This window comes from Paenibacillus sp. BGI2013 (assembly GCF_002843485.1).
GTDB lineage: Bacteria > Bacillota > Bacilli > Paenibacillales > Paenibacillaceae > Paenibacillus > Paenibacillus amylolyticus.
Genome location: NZ_PJFA01000015.1, coordinates 122,200 through 140,082, shown reverse-complemented (window position 1 = coordinate 140,082; position 17,883 = coordinate 122,200). Strand labels below are relative to the sequence as shown.

General features: G+C 44.9%; 20 protein-coding genes. 6 read left to right on the top strand and 14 right to left on the bottom strand.

The features are described 5' to 3' along the window. Window positions 1–135: 135 nt before the first annotated feature. From CXK86_RS27210 to CXK86_RS27190, 5 genes are all read right to left on the bottom strand, one after another. Complete coding sequence (locus CXK86_RS27210) at window positions 136–336, bottom strand: copper ion binding protein (protein ID WP_017691004.1); 201 nt, start codon at window positions 334–336, stop codon at window positions 136–138. A gap of 60 nt (window positions 337–396) precedes the next feature. Continuing rightward, complete coding sequence (locus CXK86_RS32925) at window positions 397–795, bottom strand: metal-sensitive transcriptional regulator (RefSeq protein ID WP_017691005.1); 399 nt, start codon at window positions 793–795, stop codon at window positions 397–399. 123 nt (window positions 796–918) lie between these two features. Further along, a complete protein-coding gene (locus CXK86_RS27200; protein WP_180361878.1) occupies window positions 919–1,407 on the bottom strand; it encodes a GNAT family N-acetyltransferase in 489 nt (162 codons plus the stop codon). A 123-nt stretch (window positions 1,408–1,530) separates the two neighbouring features. Further along, window positions 1,531–1,716, bottom strand: coding sequence for a hypothetical protein (locus tag CXK86_RS27195; protein ID WP_036616704.1), 186 nt, complete (start codon window positions 1,714–1,716; stop codon window positions 1,531–1,533). A 102-nt stretch (window positions 1,717–1,818) separates the two neighbouring features. After that, a complete protein-coding gene (locus tag CXK86_RS27190; protein ID WP_101314873.1) occupies window positions 1,819–2,106 on the bottom strand; it encodes a hypothetical protein in 288 nt (95 codons plus the stop codon). 135 nt (window positions 2,107–2,241) lie between these two features. On the opposite strand from CXK86_RS27190, the gene CXK86_RS27185 reads away from it, so the two are divergent. After that, a complete protein-coding gene (locus CXK86_RS27185; protein WP_101314872.1) occupies window positions 2,242–2,427 on the top strand; it encodes a hypothetical protein in 186 nt (61 codons plus the stop codon). Window positions 2,428–2,621: 194 nt separating this feature from the next. Here the strand turns inward: CXK86_RS27185 and CXK86_RS32320 are convergent, their stop codons facing one another. From CXK86_RS32320 to CXK86_RS27145, 8 genes are all read right to left on the bottom strand, one after another. Next, window positions 2,622–3,032 (bottom strand): hypothetical protein, encoded by a 411-nt coding sequence (locus CXK86_RS32320; protein WP_180361877.1) that lies wholly within the window; start codon window positions 3,030–3,032, stop codon window positions 2,622–2,624. A 750-nt stretch (window positions 3,033–3,782) separates the two neighbouring features. Then, on the bottom strand, window positions 3,783–4,520 hold the full coding sequence (locus CXK86_RS27175) for a hypothetical protein (RefSeq protein ID WP_101314870.1): 738 nt from the start codon (window positions 4,518–4,520) through the stop codon (window positions 3,783–3,785). Between the two features lie 415 nt (window positions 4,521–4,935). Further along, complete coding sequence (locus CXK86_RS27170; RefSeq protein ID WP_101314869.1) at window positions 4,936–5,694, bottom strand: nucleoside phosphorylase; 759 nt, start codon at window positions 5,692–5,694, stop codon at window positions 4,936–4,938. 1 nt (window position 5,695) lies between these two features. Further along, window positions 5,696–6,367, bottom strand: a complete 672-nt coding sequence (locus CXK86_RS27165) for a sulfite oxidase-like oxidoreductase (protein WP_101314868.1) — start codon at window positions 6,365–6,367, stop codon at window positions 5,696–5,698. Window positions 6,368–6,414: 47 nt separating this feature from the next. Further along, on the bottom strand, window positions 6,415–7,338 hold the full coding sequence (locus CXK86_RS27160) for an ABC transporter permease (protein WP_076332630.1): 924 nt from the start codon (window positions 7,336–7,338) through the stop codon (window positions 6,415–6,417). Next, a complete protein-coding gene (locus CXK86_RS27155; protein WP_036616697.1) occupies window positions 7,322–8,389 on the bottom strand; it encodes an ABC transporter permease in 1,068 nt (355 codons plus the stop codon). Before CXK86_RS27155 ends, CXK86_RS27160 begins: the two co-directional genes overlap by 17 nt. Then, entirely contained in the window at window positions 8,386–9,885 is a 1,500-nt protein-coding gene (locus tag CXK86_RS27150) for an ABC transporter ATP-binding protein (RefSeq protein WP_101314867.1), read from the bottom strand. The genes CXK86_RS27155 and CXK86_RS27150 overlap by 4 nt, the downstream gene beginning before the upstream one ends. 114 nt (window positions 9,886–9,999) lie before the next feature. Then, window positions 10,000–11,031, bottom strand: a complete 1,032-nt coding sequence (locus CXK86_RS27145; RefSeq protein ID WP_036616691.1) for a BMP family lipoprotein — start codon at window positions 11,029–11,031, stop codon at window positions 10,000–10,002. A gap of 276 nt (window positions 11,032–11,307) precedes the next feature. Here CXK86_RS27145 and CXK86_RS27140 point away from each other — a divergent pair, with 276 nt between their 5' ends. From CXK86_RS27140 to CXK86_RS27130, 3 genes are all read left to right on the top strand, one after another. Beyond that, window positions 11,308–12,729: a hypothetical protein gene (locus CXK86_RS27140; protein WP_101314866.1), complete on the top strand. Its 1,422-nt coding sequence runs from the start codon at window positions 11,308–11,310 to the stop codon at window positions 12,727–12,729. Between the two features lie 242 nt (window positions 12,730–12,971). Next, the gene (locus CXK86_RS27135) at window positions 12,972–13,562 is read left to right on the top strand and encodes a DUF5317 domain-containing protein (protein ID WP_076319544.1); all 591 of its coding nucleotides are present in this window, start codon (window positions 12,972–12,974) and stop codon (window positions 13,560–13,562) included. Between the two features lie 309 nt (window positions 13,563–13,871). Continuing rightward, window positions 13,872–15,704, top strand: coding sequence for a bifunctional diguanylate cyclase/phosphohydrolase (locus CXK86_RS27130; protein WP_101314865.1), 1,833 nt, complete (start codon window positions 13,872–13,874; stop codon window positions 15,702–15,704). Window positions 15,705–15,837: 133 nt separating this feature from the next. Here CXK86_RS27130 and CXK86_RS32315 read toward each other — a convergent pair whose 3' ends face one another. Further along, window positions 15,838–16,005 (bottom strand): hypothetical protein, encoded by a 168-nt coding sequence (locus tag CXK86_RS32315; RefSeq protein WP_017691019.1) that lies wholly within the window; start codon window positions 16,003–16,005, stop codon window positions 15,838–15,840. 305 nt (window positions 16,006–16,310) lie between these two features. Here CXK86_RS32315 and CXK86_RS27125 point away from each other — a divergent pair, with 305 nt between their 5' ends. Together CXK86_RS27125 and CXK86_RS27120 are read left to right on the top strand one after the other, a co-directional pair. Further along, complete coding sequence (locus CXK86_RS27125) at window positions 16,311–17,141, top strand: sensor histidine kinase (RefSeq protein ID WP_101314864.1); 831 nt, start codon at window positions 16,311–16,313, stop codon at window positions 17,139–17,141. Further along, window positions 17,141–17,797, top strand: coding sequence for a response regulator (locus CXK86_RS27120; protein WP_036616682.1), 657 nt, complete (start codon window positions 17,141–17,143; stop codon window positions 17,795–17,797). The genes CXK86_RS27125 and CXK86_RS27120 overlap by 1 nt, the downstream gene beginning before the upstream one ends. Window positions 17,798–17,883: the final 86 nt, after the last annotated feature.

Genomic DNA, 17,883 nt, shown 5'->3' with positions numbered 1-17,883 from the left:
TTTGTATGTTGCACCCATTATACCCCTAAGGGGTATATATCAGACAGAAAATTAGGCTTAAACCTGACTCTTGGGAAAAGGTACTTTGACCTCTTTTTCGCCCATGAGCATGTTCGGTTTAAGCCTCTGATCCCTTTAGACTACATCGTACCCCTGATCTTCAATGGCAGCTTTGATCTGATCCACGTTCACCGTCTGCTCATCATATTCCACAGCTACTGTTCCCGCTGCCAAATCAACCTTACCACTCGCACCGGTATTCTTCACAGCCTCTTCAACCGACTTCACGCAGTGATTGCAAGACATTCCCGTAACGTTCAACGTAACATTAGACATTGTAAATTCCTCCTTGGGGTATATTAAAATGATAAAATTAAATATGTGAATTGATTCAGCTTACTTCATTAACTTCCGCATCGTAACCAGCAGTTCATCCACAACCTCATGTTCACCAGCCTGAATACGCTCAACGATACAGCTCTTCATATGGCCTTCAAGCAAAAGTTTGCCTACTGAATTAAGAGCAGACTGAGCCGCCGCAATCTGCGTCAGCACATCATCACAGTACGTATCTTTCTCGATCAATCCCTTGATCCCGCGAATCTGACCTTCCACACGGTTCAAACGAGAAACCAGGTTACTCTTCATCTCCTGCGAATGGTGACTCTTGCGCACATGCTTCCCATCACTGCCCTCGGCATGACAGGATACTGCTTCTTGGACTGTAGCCAAAGCTTCCGTTGAATCTGACTTGGAGGATTGCAAAGGTTCCTCGGGATGGCTCTGATGATCCATCATGAACACCCCTTTTCTTTCGTTCTTTTCTAAGAGTAACATACCCCATGGGGGTATTCAAGAGTATTCTGATATTTTATTAAAAATGGATGAATCCCTCCTAATTAAATAGGGCGATGCATCTTACAAGGTATACTCCATCCTGCTGCTGCGGACAACAAGACCCATCTGTTCATAGAAAGCCTGTGCCCCAGAGTTAAACGTCGACACGGATAATTCCACACTGTCTGCCTGAAGCTCTCTCCCTAACTCGATGAATGCTTGTAGTAACTGTTTGCCTGTTCCTTGGCCCCGATGCTTGGTATCCACTACAAGTTCATGGATGTACAACATCTTGCGATCCACCATCAATGAGTTATCTTGAATGACACTTAACTGCGCGCTCCCGTAACCCAGAATCAAACCCGTTTCGGAAGACTCGGCAACATATAGGTAACGCTTGTCCGTTTCCAGCAGTTCGATGAACTCCTTTTTCTCCATTCTGGTCTCCAACGCTCTGTATAGATCCGGGCGCGCTTCGACATGCAGCTGGTGCAGCTCATCCATCAACAATGACACGCCAGAGTAGTCCCTCATTTCTGCCTTTCGGATGTTAATCGTACCTGTACTCATCCCCATCACTCTTTCGTCTACTGAATTTTACATTATTATACAACCAAAAAGCAGATACCATAAGGGTACCTGCTTCGCTACATTTATCTTCATTCCATCAAGCCCACATGATGCTCATGCTGTTTATTTTTTCGAAGAAGTATTTCCTTCATTAAAAGCAACAGGTGATGGCTTCGCTGCCCATTCGTCCGCCTGCGGCTCAATGTCTACTCCGCTCAAAATCTTCTTTTTCTCCATCAAGGAATCCCCGTCTTCATCCAACTTGTTGCGAATTTCCGCCTCGTCCTGAGGTTGATTGTTCTGTGTCATCGTAGAATCCTCCCTTTTTTCGTATTCATGTTGATGTTCCTTTATATAACGTGCCCACTTTCTGCATTATCATTCTCTTCGAGGGACAGGCCTTCCCCCAAGTTATGTGTTATTTGAATTAAACATTAACTTTATTAAGCTAAACCCATCTCTAAACCCTTGCTCGTACATTACTGACTCTGCTGTACCCTGAAGAAGTGTTATTACATTACAATAGTCCAAAAATAAAGCCATCCCCTCTGGCTTAACATATTCACATAGCTCCATAAACAAACGATCACTTTCTTGACTCAATCTTTTATATTCTTTTGAATTATAAATCACAAGATTTCCGATACTCTCCATACGAAGAGCTTTGAACTGGTTAAATATTTCTTCGAAGTCCTCCATGTTCCCCTCCAAAAAAGTGACGTCACTATGAATATAAATATTAAAGTGACATCACTTAGATGTCAATATGATTGTATATTGAATTATTTTGTAATGATACAATATGAACATTACTTTTTGAGGAGATTTTATTTCATGGCTACAGATAAAAGAGTCTTTACACTTAGGCTGCGAGAAAAGAATTTTGAGAAAATTAAAGTGATTGCGGACAAAAACAAACGATCTATTGCAATGCAAATTGAGTATCTTATTGAACAACATATTGAAGAATTTGAGAAAGAACAAGGTGTTATTACCCCTGATACACATAATGACGTATAGATTTTGCGCCCTTAGTACACGCGCATCATCCATACGTCATTTTTCATGATATATCCTGTTCCCTGTTAATCGAAATCAACCTGTTTATCCAAAATGATCTCCTCTACTTTGTATTCCAGCTCTGGTATTGAGGGAATCAAGGAGAATTGAACGTTTTCCAAAGAAGAAGGAATTATATTTAAGAATATCACATTTTAGAGGCATTTTTTACTTTTCAAAAGCATCTTCAAAATGAAAAAAAATTCAATAAATAGGGACATATATAAATATTCACTATTTATCAGAAACACAACTATAGGTGATATAATAATACCAACAACCATAACCCAAAAATTTCGCCCTGGATTTTTAAAGTTTTTGTAATCTTCAATGAATATATTTAGTATTGCAATAATTATAAGAATTGGAATTATGACGGTAAGGAAATTTGCAGTTACTCTGAATTTTTCTTCAACAATATGTAAACTTGTAAAAATAGAATAATGTACAATTGATATTATTATAACAATAATAGCGACAACTAAAGGTAATATTGGCTTAAATAGTTTCCTAAAGAAATAAGCTATCTGATCAGTTAATAATCTTTCTTTGTTTGCGTCTCCCATTGTATAGATATTTTTAACAAGCATTTGTCTCAATGTATTAATCGTGACATTAGATCGGGTATTATAAAAATGTCGGATCTTGTTTTTGACCTTATCATCTACATATAGAAAACTTTCCCCCATCTTCTCAATGATTTTATTCTGATCCTCTAACTACTTTTTACTCTGTTGATAGATAGCTAAGTGAGCATCTAACCTTGCTATTGCTTCACCTGCTTTAATCTTAATTTCTCTAGTTTGTTTATCATTCTCTGACTGCATACTTAGAAAAGTTTTATATAAAAAAAATAACTAATGCCGTGAATAACGAGATATAAAATTTACTTGCTAAATCCAATTTTAAAAACTCACTGTACAGTTCCATAAATTCCAAAGTCTTCGACTACTTTTTTTATGAAGTAATACACGGCAGTAGGAAAGTTCTCTCTTTAATTAGTACGTGAAGGTACATGAGGTAAACTAAACATTAGACTCAGATCGCATGAAAAATATTGTTAAATCTGAAGCGATTATACAAGTGTGAAACTTAATCCTCTAGGTAAAAGAATAAGCAGTCATTACAGAAGAATTTCTGCAATAACTGCTTACCGATATCGCCTTTCTGAAGTCAAAACACATCAGCAACTAAAAGGATGCTAGAACACTGCGAAAACTGAAAGTTGGTTATGTTAAAATTTTACATTTCCAAAATATTATTAGTGGAGACAAGTCAGTTAACCAATCCGCTATCCGTTTTTTTGTAATTAAAAATTATTCCAAGAAATCAGTAACTTTTTCTGTTATTTTTATTGCGTTGTCTACTATTTCACTGCCATTATCAGTAACTCCACGTAATGTAGTTATAAGCAAAGAAAATTTTTCTAAAAAACCTTTATTCTTCTCCTTATTAATATTTTCTCTGTTTTTATAAAGTCCACCTAATAGAGAATCGTGAACTTTCTCGAATTCATTTATGCCCCAACGCTTATAACGTTGAATCGCAGATTTTATATCATCCAATTTATGTAATAACACAAACACAACTTTTTTAGGTAAATGGGAGTCTTCTAATTGTATTATTAGTTCAGCAATTTGATTTTCTATTTCTTCTATTTGCTCTTGCGATAAAATCGTATATTCTTCCTTCTCTTCAAGACCATCAGAACACAGTTCTAGGGTATTTATAACCACATCAGTAATGTGTTTTTGAAACTTTCCAATGTCGCTATTTAGACCTACTGATATAAAAGCACTTTGGATTGAGTCTAATTGCGTAATATACCTATCTGTGTGTTTGAAATTACTCATTACTTGCTTCTTTATCAATGTGATTAACGACAGATATTCACTTAATGTACTATAAAGGTCCTTTTCTTCTAATTCCAAAATTTCACAAAATGCATCTTTAACAGATATATCCATACTATTAAATGGCTTTTTATACTTTTCAACCGATTTTAGAAATGATAATAAAGTAGCAATTGGTGTTATAGCTTCAGCTCTTTCCATATTTTAAAAACTCCCTATTTTGTATTTTATGCTATTATAATATGAAATGAAGTATTACAGTACAAATATATATAAAATGTTTTGAATTAACTATACATTATTCGTTAAAATTATTCATATTAAAGAATATTGAAAACTATGGACAAGTTGATATATTTATATATCGTATTAATGTTTCTTAATCTCCGCAATATTATGAGCATTATTATACTTCCTCAACTAATGTGATAAAATCTCTTCCTTTATTATAATAAGTTTCTTTATGAGAACCTTATCTTTACTTACCAGTTCTAACGTTAAAAAGGGCATTCTATAAAGTCATTTTATGACTTTATAGAATGCCCTTTTCTTTAATTTCCACCTCAGATGGGAAAACACCTATTTTTTCACTAAACTCGAACATACTAAGGCATTTCTAAACCTTATCCTGGCGAGCAAGCGCGGCTAGCGCACGTAGCGCTGCATTAATCTCGCGCTCCACCGCTTGTCCCACCGCATCCGTATGCGGATCATACTCGGCTGCCAGATCACTGTCCGCGAATCCATCGATCGCGACAATGGCTCCGGCGCGAGCGCCACGCAAGGTGCTGACGATGTAGAGTGCCGCAATTTCCATCTCAGCCGCAACTGCTCCAGCCTGCTTATACTTGCGGTGTGGAATCTCTTCCACGCCTGCAAAGAACGCATCCAGCGTTACGGTGATACCAACCCCCACTTTGCCTGCAAACGTTGCAGCATCCGCGCTTTCTTGCTCACGAGCAGCTTCGATCAACGCTTGTGTCACCCCAATGTCCGCTACCGCAGGGAAACCATCCGGCACCAGTTGGCGAGTCAACCCGTCCGTACGAACAGCGGCTGTACTCACAATCACACTGCCTGCCGGATAATCGGCTGTATACGATCCCGCTGTACCTACACGAATCAGAGTTGTTACACCCGCCCGAATCAATTCCTCGAAGCAGACAGCTGCCCCAGGTGAACCTACACCATGGCTGACCACAGCGATCTGTACCCCTTCATACAATCCAACAAATGTACGATACTCCCGGCTGAACGCCAGTTCTCTCACCTGCTCCAGCTTATGGGAAATCTTCTCCGAACGTGCCGGATCACCACAGACGATGGCGTATGCCGGCATGTCTTCTGAATGAATCTGCAAAATAGGCATCAACATATTAATCAAACTCCTTCTTCGTCCACTCGTCTTCCGGAATCGGCAGATCTTCACCCGAGAAGCGTTGCTCCTTGAACGGATCGGCAAAATGGTGGAAACCATTCACTTCCCAGAATCCGTTCCGATCTTCTGTCATAAACTCCAGACCACGTATCCACTTCGCACTCTTCCAGAAGTAGAGTTGTGGCACGACCATGCGCAATGGAAAACCATGCTTCGGCGTTAGTGGCTCGCCGTTATATTTGAATGCAAGCAGTACATCATCATGCATCAATTCTTCAAGCGGTACATTCGTCTCGTAATCATGATCCGCATGGATCATGACGTATTTCGCTTCCGGCTTAACCCCCAGAAGTTTCACAAAATCGGAGAAGCGAATCCCTTCCCACGGCGTATCGAATTTCGACCAGCGTGTGACACAGTGAATATCACTCACTGTGTTCACCTGAGGCATTGCCTGCAACTCAGCTAGGGAGAACACCTTCTCTTCTTCCACTTCGCCAAATACCTTCAAGTCCCAGGTGGACAGGTCATATTCCGGCACTTCCCCTTCATGCAGAATCGGGAATTTCTCCGTCAGCATCTGTCCTGGCGGCAGCCGATCTCCGTAATCGTTACCTGTTTTGGGTGCCGGGGTTTTACTTTTTTTCAAACGTTCAGCCTTGTTATGCAAGTGGAATTCCTCCTTCTTTTACTGTCTCTAACATAGACATTCAGGAATTAACGCGAGCTTCCGCCCGCTTTCAGTGCATCCTGTGCATAGGTACGGTCTTTGAAAAAGAACATCGCGACCAGCGTCACAATATACGGCAGCATCAACGTGAAATGCGTTGGCAGGGAGAATCCTTGCAGACGAATACTCAATGCTTCCATGAAGCCAAACAGCACACTGGAGCCCATGACGCCAAGCGGATTCGCTTGTCCTAACATCGTTGCCACCAGCGCGATAAAACCACGACCAGCAGTCATGCCTTCGGTAAACATCGTTACCTGACCGAGCGACAACTGTGCTCCAGCCAGAGCACACAACACACCGCACATCAGAACGGCACCATACTGGATGCCACGTACCTTGATCCCAATGCTCTGCGCTGCAATCGGGTTCTCACCGACGGAGCGCAGGCGGAAGCCGGATACACTTTTGAACAGATAGAATTGCAGTCCAATCACGAGCACAATGCCGAGATAGACCAGGGGACTATGTCCCGATAATACATCGCCCACCCACGGGATGTCCTTGATTAGCGGAATATCCCATTTGGGAAGTCCCACCATGTCTTTGTCGTAGTATGCACCTTTTACATCAAAAATCGCACGCAGTGCAAAGGTCGTCACCCCCGCAGCCAGGAAGTTGAGCGAGATCCCGACCACGATGGCGTTAGCCTTGAGGTTAATACTTATAAAGGCAAAGAGCGCCGAGAATAACATCACAATAATAATAGAAAAGAGTACAGCCAACAGCACATTGCCAAACAGATAATTACCGACAATGGCGGAGAACGCACCGATCAAAACCAGTCCCTCGAGACCCACGTTGAACAGACCGACACGGGAACATAAAGCCCCACCGAGCGCTGCAAGCAGGATTGGAGTCATAATCCGCAAGGTTGAGCCAAACATGGCTGCATCAAACAGTTGTTGCATTGGACTTTTTCTCCTTTCTCCGCTTCAGGAATGAATAACCGATCTGAGCTGATACAAATAACGTCAATACAGCCTGGATGACACTGCCAACTTCCAGCGGCACATCCGTATTCCGTTCCATCCCCATGGCACCTGTCTGTAACGCAGCCAGCAAAATAGCTGCTACAGCTGTACCGAGTGGATGCGAGCGGGCAAGCAACGTGGCCATAATGCCGCTCCATGCGTAACTTGCCGATGACAATGAGCCATCAAGGAAACGGTACTGTGTACCGAGCACTTCCCCCGCACCCGCGAGTCCAGCAAGTCCACCACTGATGACCATGGACAGCATCATCATGCGAATGCGGCGAACACCACCGTAGGTTGCAAAGGACGGGTTGCTTCCGAGCATGCGGATCTCGTAACCGGTCACCGTTTTATGTGTGAACCAGTAGATCAGAATGGCCGCTACAATGGCAATAATGAAGCCAGCATGAAGTCCCATGCCTTGGAACAACTTCGGTAACCAGATACTTTGATCAATCATCGGAGTCTGTGCCATCGCTGCAGATCCTGTGCGGTCCTTAAATGGATAGGAGACCATGTAGCCCCCGAAATAAATGGCAATATAGTTAAGTAGTAAGGTTGTGATCAACAAGTTCATGCCGAAGCGTGCATCCAGCCAGCCTGCAAACAGGGACCAGATTCCCCCAGCAATAATACCTGCCACAATCGCAGCAATACACACAAACCAGCCTGGTCCTGGCAGATAAAGCGCCGTGAGCGCGGCACTAAGCCCGCCAAGAATCATCTGGCCTTCGGCTCCCATGTTGAAGAATCCGGCACGGAATGCCAATGCTACGCCAAGCCCCGCCAAGATGATTGGTGTGGAACGAGCCAACGTATTGGTGAAGAAGTAGAAGTTGCCGAAGGCCCCTTTCCACATCTCCGCATACGTATCCACCACATTACCGCCAACGATCAGAATCGCCACAGCCCCTGCAATCAGACCGATGAATACGGCAAGCAGCGGCTGGACGAGTCCGCGAAGTGTTTCTTTTACCCGATTCATATCCGCTCTTTCCCTCCTGCCATTAACAAGCTGATCTGTTCCTCAGTTGCTTCCTCTGCTCTCAGTTCTCCGGCAATTTCGCCTTCATACATGACAATAATCCGATCAGATAATTGCAAAATCTCCGACAACTCCGATGAAATGAGCAGAATACCCGCGCCCTCGCTACGTTTGCGCAGCAATTCAGCATGGATTGTCTCCATCGCTCCGATATCCACACCACGAGTCGGTTCGGCTGCAATCAGAAACGGTGTCTCCTGTGCAAATTCACGGGCAGCAATCAGCTTCTGCAAGTTTCCTCCAGACAAAAACTGTGCCTTGGTCTCCGCAGAACCTGTCTTGATGCTGAACTGTTGGATCCAGCTCTCTACCATTGTTCTTGCTGCTTTGGCTTTGATAATGCCGCGTGACTGCAAGCGATGATGATGTCCCATCAGCCCGTTCTCGCGAACGCTCGCATCCTTGGCCGCTCCCCACATGTAACGATCTTCCGGAATATGAGCAAGTCCATGCTCCCGGATGCGCCGTACAGGCCAATTGGTTGTATCCTGCCCGGAGAGCACAACGCGACCACTATCCGCCTTACGCAGTCCAGCAATGACCTGAATCAGTTCCGACTGGCCGTTACCCGAGATACCCGCTATGCCAACAACCTCACCTTTTCGAACCTCCATATGAATGTCCTTGAGCGCCGAACGATCCTTCGCTCCGGACAGATTGACCCCTTCCACCTGAAGCACCGCTTCCGCTGGAACCGATGGCTGCTTGTCCATACGCACAAGTTCACGACCAACCATCAGACGAGACAATTCCTCCACATGTGTATCTTTGGCTTCCAACGTACCTGTCACCTGACCATCCCTAAGCACCGTGATCCGGTCGGCTACATCCATGACTTCTTGCAACTTGTGCGTGATCAGTACAAAGGTTTTGCCCAGCTTGGCGAGCGATTTCATGTTCGCCAGCAGTTCTTTCACTTCCAGCGGTGTCAGTACCGCCGAAGGTTCATCCAATATAATGATGTCTGCGCCCTGATGCAGCACCTTGAGAATTTCAACTCGCTGCTGCATGCCAAGTGGGCACTCGGACACTTTTTTCCACGGGTCAACCGGCATGCCATATTGTCTGCCAAGCTCGTTCACCTGAGCCGCTGCTTTTTTGCGGTCAAATGCGCCTGCCTTAGCCGGTTCGCGTCCAATCACGATGTTCTCCGCCACCGTAAAGGAAGGGAACAGCATGAAATGCTGATGCACCATACCGATGCCACTTGCCATCGCCTGGGACGGGGTGGCAAAGCTCACCTCACGTCCGCGGACTTTGATTGTGCCTGACGTGGGCTGTTCCATACCGTACAGCATACGCATCAAGGTTGTTTTACCAGCCCCATTCTCACCTACCAGGGCATGAATCTCTCCCTCACGCAAATTAAAACGGATGTCCCGGTTAGCGGTGAAGCCGCCGTATTTCTTCGTAATCTGCTCCATCTCCAACAGCATATCTTGCGTTCGCTCCCCTCGGTCTTGGTCATTTAATAGCAGCAAAACCGGCTGCCTGATCGGGCAGCCGGCTGATCATTTCCATCACTCATTCATTGAAAAGAACATTCGAAACTATTGTTGCAATGGATCTTTGACTACGATTTTGCCGGATACGATATCATCCTTGATTGCTTTAACCTTGTCGATCACTTCTTGTCCGACAAAAGCATTCAATGGAGATTCGCTGTCACGTGTAACGTAAGTCAGGCCTACACCGTCTTCTTTCAAACCGTAGTTTACTGCACCTGCTTTGAAGTTGCCTTCTACGAAATCTTTCACGGTCTCATAAGCAACCGTATCGGTTGACTTCAATTGAGACAATACGATATGTTCCGGGTCTTCAACTGTACGATCCGTATCCTGACCGGAAGTGTAGAAGCCTTTTTCTTTCGCTGCTTCGAACACGCCGAGATCACCTACAGCGGATGCGCCAGCGATGAAGTCAGCGCCTTTGCCAAATTGTACCAGCGCCAATTCTTTTGCTTTGGCCGGGTCATTAAATCCACCTACATAGTTCACGAGGAATTCTGCACCCGGATTCACGGATTCCAATCCAGCTTTGAAACCTTCCGTATATTTCTTGATCAATGGTACATCCATTGCTGCGATCATGCCGACTTTGTCTGTTTTGGTGGACAATCCAGCAGCTGCACCGAGCAGGTACGCCCCTTCATATTCACGGAAACCAACACTACGAACGTTAGGAAGATCAACGGTTGTATCTACAATCGCAAAGGACTTGTCCGGATTCTCTGCAGCGACTTTCTTCAATGCATCTTCTGCCTGGAAAGTTGCTGTAATAATCAGATCATAATTCTCGGCAACCGCAGCACGCAGATTTTGTTCAAATGCTGCCGGGTCTGTCGATTCAATCGTCTTGGTATCTACTTTGAATTCTTCGCCTGCTTTTTTGAAACCTTCATCCATCTGTACAAAGAAAGGGTTAACCCCTATTTTTTCGGGAAGTACGAGGGCCATCCGAAGAGATTTCTCCGAATCACTGCCTTGGGCGGATTGTTCGTCTTTGGAAGCCGAATTCCCACAAGCTGCCAACAAAATAGCCAACATGATGATCGATAAGACGAACGATAAACCTCTTTTCATTTTGAAAATACCCCTTTTCAACATTCTTTTTTCTTATCCTAGCGGATACTGTCGATCCTTGTCAATAAATCTTTGAGCGTATACACTCAAATAGAATATAATTGACAATTCGCTTTCTACCAAGCTTTGGAAACCGTTCTGTATCAAGCTTTTTTTCGTTGACATCCAGCGCGTCTCCGTGCTAAAGTCAATCCAATTATTCTATTCTGATAGGAATTGTCAGAATTATAACCCAAAGCTAATTATTTTCCAACCCATTTTAAGGAGGCTATTCATTTGAAAAAAATCACCCAGATCACGTTGGCAGCCCTACTCGCCGCTCCGGTAACACTCGGCAGCCTTAGCTTGCCCGCTTCTGCTTCTGCAGCATCTGCAACTCCGGCTAAACCAACCACCTCACAAAGTGTCAAAGGACCGGTAGCTCAGGCGCCAGTTGCTTACACGGAAAGCGCAGCGGATTTTGCTCAATTCTTGCAAGCGAAATACAACATTCAATTGCCGCAACAGATTACCAAAGGTGATTTCATTCAAGCCATTGCAGCCATCACGGAAGCAACTCAAGCAAGTGACAGTGAAGCTAACGCTCCTGTCTTTACCGATCTGTCTTCTGGTGATTCTTCATATGATGCTGCCGTATCCTTATACAATAATGGGGTTCTTACGGGTACAGAAGTACGTGCCAAGGATCAACTGAGCACTTATGCCGCCGTCTTCATCGCGGTGAAAGCAGCCGGATTCAAGGAACTCGCTTATACATATCCCACAGAGAAAACGGCCAAAGCACTTGCCAAAGTTGGCATTAAACCAAACCGTGTTCAGGGACAAGCCGCACAGGAGCTGGCTGCTGCGATCGATACAGGCCTGATTCCTGAAAGCCTATACCCCGCTCTCCTTAAGGGTGGCGTAGCAAGTAAAGATTTCGCTGATACTTTGCTTGGACGCGTATTGGTCAGTCAAGGGAAATACAAACATGTGATTGGGCGTTCCGGCGATGCGGACATCTATTCCAAACTGTATGCTGCATATCGCACAGCGGATCTGATCGAATCACCTGAGCTGAGAAAGATTGTGGATCAGGCCCTGCGAGATGATCTCGTAACAGGTTATAATCTGAAGGATAGCCGCTTTGATTCCAACTTTATCGATGAACTGACACTTACTTACGGCCACGATAATATTCAACATGCTGTACAGTTGGTTGGTTTGTTGCGTAGCGAAGGTATTGATGCTGATGTGCAATTCCAACCCAAGACATCTGCCTTCATTTATTTGAAGGAATGGGGCGAGCCGAAGGAAACGCCTGATTATAAAGTGACACAGATCGAGAACGGTAACTATATCGCTTCTGCGAAGGAATATGATATCCAGTTCGAGTTCAACAATGTGGCAGACAAAGTTCGCTTCAACGACATTGTGCTGAAATATGCCAAAAAGAACAGTGACAGTACATCTCCACTGATTCTCAACTCCTGGTGGCAACCGCTGTATTATTCACCAACCGCATTGGCGAACTACCCTGTCATTTCCAATAATAAGATCGCGCTTGGCAATTACTACGCTCAGTCCTTCTCTCTGAAAGAGAATGCCAAATCCATTCGGGAAGGTTTCCTGAAGCTGGCACCTGATGCGGACATTACGACGTATGACTTCTGGGTGGACCAGCCTTTCTTCAACTATCTGAACGGTGGATCTGAATAAAATAAATTCCGTCTTCAACCGAATTAAAGCTCGTATTTTGGCACCATAAGCAGCCGTCCTTACCGAATTTTACAGGGGTTTCGACCCCTAGATTCGTAAAGGCGGTTTTTTGTTCAGCATTTTGCAAATTTCTTCTACAAAATCATTTTCCTCATGCAGGAATTACCAATATAAGGTCGAATCCTTTATGTACACAAACACGCAATCATATTGCATATCTCCGCACGAACAGGAGTTACTCCATGGTATATGACGGTATTCTACTAGGCTTGATCGTTGGATTTTTTCGGGGCGGGTTGCGGCATGGGCTCAACCAGTTTGCAGCACTCAAGCTGCGAAGTGGCTGGATTTTCCCTGTATTGCTGCTAATCCAGTTCTTTATTTTCTATCTCCAGGAACGATTCGAATGGGTGGCATCCATTAATGGATATCTCTTTGCTGCCGTCTACATTACAGGGCTCGCTTTCCTGTGGCTCAACAGACACCATACCGGTTTCATGCTCATCTGGATTGGGGTATTTCTCAATTTTGCCGTTATGGCTGTAAACGGTGGGCGCATGCCTGTTTCTGTGGAAGCCTCCGCTGTACTGGGACCCTACTATGTAGACATGCTCCGGGAAGGCGGCGCCGTATCAAAGCATTTTATGATGGATGCATCTACAACTCTGCCTTTTCTCGGTGATATCATCCCACTCTCCAGCCCTTATCCACGGACTCAGGTCATCAGCATCGGTGATGTGGTCATGAATATTGGCATATTCCTTTTTATTCAATACATGATGGTGAATCGGGACAAAAAGGCTGTGCAACCTGCTAAAACTCATCAGGCTTGAAGAAACAGGTAGACTCCAAGGAAGGGAGGTCTTCTCCATGAAAAAATTTGAAGGTGTGAAATATTCCCGCATTGTCATCAACGCAATCATCGTGGCTTCTGTCGTTGTAGCGTTAACTTCGGGATACAAGCTGGGCGGCTAGTATCCATACCACCCAACAAGACAAACAGGCTGCCAGCGGCCTGTTTTTTCTGTCTGGATTTTTGGCAGGCAACTTGGTATGTTATACATCTATATAGTATATCCCTATAGAAGAATACCAACTATATACACATCAAGATTAGACTAAACTCAAGCAGGAGATTTTTTATGAACTTTATTCGTAACCTTATCCATAAGGCAGATCGAAGCAGTATGTATGTTATTTTGCTTAGTTGTACCGGGATCGGTGTTTTTCTATACATGAACAAGTGGTCTTACCTTCATCTAACCACGGCGGATTGGGTTATGGTATACACCATGCTGGGTGCAGCGTTAATTCTGGATTATTTCACGTTCCAGATTCCACCCAAAGGTAATCAGCAATCCATGGATTCATCGGTATACCTTGCCTGTATATTCATGTTTGGCGGAGCTTTCAGTTTATCTGTACTGCTACCTGTCTCCATCATTTTGTTAATCAAAGAGCGCAAGCTCACCTGGTGGAAACATATTGTCAATTTCAGCATCTACAGTATCATGATTACGGGAGCAGCTGCCGTGTTTGAGTGGACTGGCGGGCAATCGGGAACTCTGGACGACTATAACCTGATTCCTTATTTTGCAGCACTCGCAGCCTACTTCATCATCAACACAATCACACTTGGCTTATTCTTTCATTTCTCAACAAAGGATGCATTACAGCAGATGAAGCGGGCATTCGTTACCGAATCCCTGCTGGTTTATCTGTGTACGCTGATTCTGGCGCTGGTCCTGACAATTCTGGTTGTGCACAATGGCGTACTTGGCCTGTTGTTGTATCTAAGTCTTAGCATTCTGCTCTCCCATGCATTCAGGCAGTTGTTCGTGATGTATCAGACGATTGAGGAAAAGGCCAACACGGATCAACGTACGGGTCTGTTCAACCATAGCTATTTCGAAAGCATGTTAGAAAGCGAACTGACTAACGCTCGAACGCAGGGATCCCCGCTCTGTCTTGGGCTTATTGATATTGATGATTTCAAAAAGTATAACGATCGGTTTGGCCACCTTCAAGGTGACAGTCTGCTGGCCCTGCTGGGGGATTTTCTAATGCGAAAGACGGAAGGCACACCTGTTACCGCCTTTCGTTATGGAGGAGAAGAGTTCACTTTGCTCATGCCAGGCATGGAGTTGGACGAATCCTACAGGTTCATGAACAAGCTGCGTAAACAACTGAACGACACGCCGTTTGAAGGCGTTGAAGTGTTTCCACACGGTTGTCTCTCCTTCTCTGCTGGCGTCGCGCCCTATCAGGTGGATATGTATAACAAATCCCAGCTTGTGGATCAGGCGGATAAAGCACTATATTATGCGAAGAAACAGGGCAAGAACAACGTGCACCGCCACGGCAGCAATGATGGTATGGAACACGAGATTGATCTGGTACAGGACGTTCGTGACATCGAGCAGCAGCTCAATCTGTTCAGATACAAAGATATGGATACGTTTAAACATTCCAAACGGGTCTACAAATATGCACTGGATATCAGTGAATTGCTCGCACTGGACAATGCGGAGAAACGTCGCTTCGTGCTGGGAGCCCTGATTCATGACATCGGCAAACTGGAGATTCCTTGGTCCATTCTGAACAAAAAGGACAAGCTCACCGCAGAAGAATGGGAAACGATCAAAGGACATGTCACCTGGGGCAAAAAAATGGTGATCACGAACGATCGCTTCGCCGATCTGATTCCGTATATTGAACTTCACCACGAGCGCTATGATGGCAAAGGCTATCCTTACGGCCTGAAGGGTAACGAGATTCCCCGGCTCTGCCGGATGCTGACCGTGATCGACTCCTTTGATGCCATGACGACAGAGCGGCCGTATCAGGAAACCAAGAACGTGGAAGAAGCGATTCGGGAGCTGCGCTCATGTTCTGGTTCACAGTTCGATCCGGAGCTTGCCGAGTTGTTCATTCAATATATTGAGAAAAGAACCGCTCAGCAACAGTTGCAGTAAAATAAACAGAGCTTCTTCTATAAGCCCAGAAAAAGTAAAAGCGCTATCCCCGGTCTGATCGGAGATAGCGCCATTTTCATTTTCATGGAATGAATCGTACACCAGACAACTTCATTCTCGTGCAGATTCTACATTAAGATTTGGTATTCAGCTCATGTGAGGTCTGATGCAGCTCTTTAATCATCTGCTGCAAAAACATGTTGTCTTGGCGACTGATACCGTGCTGATTGTCTTGAACAAGCATCTGATGAATGTTCTTTTTGAGCAATTCACTGCGACGTTCCAATACTTCTTGACTCATGTTGTTGCGTCACTCCTTAACATGTTTTGTAATGAATTCACGTTCTATATTAAGTATAGAGGACCTTCTCCGATAGGGAAAACGGACTCAGCCTTCCTCAGCTGGACACACCAACCCTCACCTAGCGTGACAACATTTCACCCCTTGTCGTTCTTAGATATCCTTCTAAATACTCCCTGATCCTCCCCAGCTTTCTCCAAAGACACAGACTAGGGTCTTGGACAAGCTTGCGTTATAATGATCCCATCCCTGTATAAATAAAGTACCTAATTAAGCTAATCCTAGATCAAAGGAGTTCTGCATTCATGTCCTATAAACAAATTAAATGGATGATTCTGCTGATCCCTACATTCACGGTTGGCATCTGGGAATACATTCGCCATCAGTTTCTGATGCCATACCTTTCAATGGATGCTGGAAACTGGTTAACACCCGTCATCGTTTACCTCGTCAGCGTGACTCTGCTCAGCCGATTGTTCCACATGCTCGAAGGTGCCAGGGCTGCTCTGGAGCAGGAACGTGCAGCAAAAGCAGCGCTGGAAGCTCGTGACCAATTGGCACGGGAACTTCACGACGGCATATCTCAGTCTCTTTTCCTGCTCTCCGTGAAGACCGATAAAGCAGGCCGTAGTCTAGCAGGGAGCGGACATGAGCATGAGATCCAGGAGATTCAAAAAACCGTGCATGAAGTCAATACATATGTAAGGCAAGCTATTGCCCAGTTGCGTTTTGTTCCTTCCTCTACGGTAACATCAGAAACTATTTCACTGCATGCGCAGGTCGAAGTGCTCGTCAAGGAAACGGTACCTGGTGCACAGATTCATTGGGACCTCAGGGGTGTAACATTCTCTGCCAAGGAACAAGTGGAACTGCTCGCCTGTATCCGGGAGGGACTACTGAATGTACGCAAACATGCGCAGGCTACCCGCGTTCAGGTTCATGCGGAAGGTAATCCAATTGCCTGGTTCATTTATATTCAGGATAATGGGATTGGACTACGTGGAGATCCTCTTCATCTGAAGGATCGGTACGGACTGCGAATTACGAAGGAGCGTGCTGCCGAGATGGGTTGGTCTTTTACCCTCGATTCGAGACCGGGGCATACACGAATGACGATAGGAAAGGAGCATGCTTAATGGAACATGTACGTGTACTGGTTGTTGATGATCATGCGCATGCGCGTGAAGCGATCTGTAGCATTTTATCCGAGGACAGCCTGTTTGAAGTGATTGGTACAGCTTCGAATGGACAGGAAGCGCTGGAGCTCACCGGACAATGGATGCCTGACCTGATCCTGATGGACGTGCAGATGCCGGGAATGGATGGGCTGGAAGCCACCCGTCAGATCAAGCTGCGATTCCCTTATGTTATTGTTGTTATGGTCACGGTATCGGATGATGTGACGTTTCTGTTCGAAGCACTGAAACAAGGCGCTCAAGGCTATTTGCTCAAAAATCTAACGCCTTCCACCTGGCTTGAATACCTGCGCGCCATCGTCAGTGACGACGCACCGCTCAGTAAGGAACTGGCCTACCGGATTTTGCAGGAGTTCCCCGCACCACGCAGTGAAGATGTGCAAGATAACCCGCTAACGGCGCGGGAACTTGAGATTCTGCAATGGGTATCCGCGGGATATACCAATCGGGAGATTGCCGATCAACTCGGTATTTCAGACCAGACGGTGAAGAATCATCTCAAAAACATTTTGCAGAAGCTCCAGCTTGAAAACCGGGTACAACTCACCCGCTACGCACTAGAGAGCGGGCTTGCAGGACGTAAACTTCGCAAATAAACATTGTTAATTCGGAGTCAATGATGCTTCCGACATAGGTGAGAAATGACATAGCATTCATGCTTTTGTCACAATTATGTAGACCA

Excerpts from the sequence above, each read along its gene's own strand:
- CXK86_RS27210 (WP_017691004.1), bottom strand. The coding sequence starts at position 336 with ATGTCTAATGTTACGTTGAACGTTACGGGAATGTCTTGCAATCACTGC.
- CXK86_RS32925 (WP_017691005.1), bottom strand. The coding sequence starts at position 795 with ATGGATCATCAGAGCCATCCCGAGGAACCTTTGCAATCCTCCAAGTCA.
- CXK86_RS27200 (WP_180361878.1), bottom strand. The coding sequence starts at position 1,407 with ATGAGTACAGGTACGATTAACATCCGAAAGGCAGAAATGAGGGACTAC.
- CXK86_RS27195 (WP_036616704.1), bottom strand. The coding sequence starts at position 1,716 with ATGACACAGAACAATCAACCTCAGGACGAGGCGGAAATTCGCAACAAG.
- CXK86_RS27190 (WP_101314873.1), bottom strand. The coding sequence starts at position 2,106 with ATGGAGGACTTCGAAGAAATATTTAACCAGTTCAAAGCTCTTCGTATG.
- CXK86_RS27185 (WP_101314872.1), top strand. The coding sequence starts at position 2,242 with ATGGCTACAGATAAAAGAGTCTTTACACTTAGGCTGCGAGAAAAGAAT.
- CXK86_RS32320 (WP_180361877.1), bottom strand. The coding sequence starts at position 3,032 with ATGGGAGACGCAAACAAAGAAAGATTATTAACTGATCAGATAGCTTAT.
- CXK86_RS27175 (WP_101314870.1), bottom strand. The coding sequence starts at position 4,520 with ATGGAAAGAGCTGAAGCTATAACACCAATTGCTACTTTATTATCATTT.
- CXK86_RS27170 (WP_101314869.1), bottom strand. The coding sequence starts at position 5,694 with ATGTTGATGCCTATTTTGCAGATTCATTCAGAAGACATGCCGGCATAC.
- CXK86_RS27160 (WP_076332630.1), bottom strand. The coding sequence starts at position 7,338 with ATGCAACAACTGTTTGATGCAGCCATGTTTGGCTCAACCTTGCGGATT.
- CXK86_RS27155 (WP_036616697.1), bottom strand. The coding sequence starts at position 8,389 with ATGAATCGGGTAAAAGAAACACTTCGCGGACTCGTCCAGCCGCTGCTT.
- CXK86_RS27150 (WP_101314867.1), bottom strand. The coding sequence starts at position 9,885 with ATGCTGTTGGAGATGGAGCAGATTACGAAGAAATACGGCGGCTTCACC.
- CXK86_RS27145 (WP_036616691.1), bottom strand. The coding sequence starts at position 11,031 with ATGAAAAGAGGTTTATCGTTCGTCTTATCGATCATCATGTTGGCTATT.
- CXK86_RS27135 (WP_076319544.1), top strand. The coding sequence starts at position 12,972 with ATGGTATATGACGGTATTCTACTAGGCTTGATCGTTGGATTTTTTCGG.
- CXK86_RS27130 (WP_101314865.1), top strand. The coding sequence starts at position 13,872 with ATGAACTTTATTCGTAACCTTATCCATAAGGCAGATCGAAGCAGTATG.
- CXK86_RS32315 (WP_017691019.1), bottom strand. The coding sequence starts at position 16,005 with ATGAGTCAAGAAGTATTGGAACGTCGCAGTGAATTGCTCAAAAAGAAC.
- CXK86_RS27125 (WP_101314864.1), top strand. The coding sequence starts at position 16,311 with ATGTCCTATAAACAAATTAAATGGATGATTCTGCTGATCCCTACATTC.
- CXK86_RS27120 (WP_036616682.1), top strand. The coding sequence starts at position 17,141 with ATGGAACATGTACGTGTACTGGTTGTTGATGATCATGCGCATGCGCGT.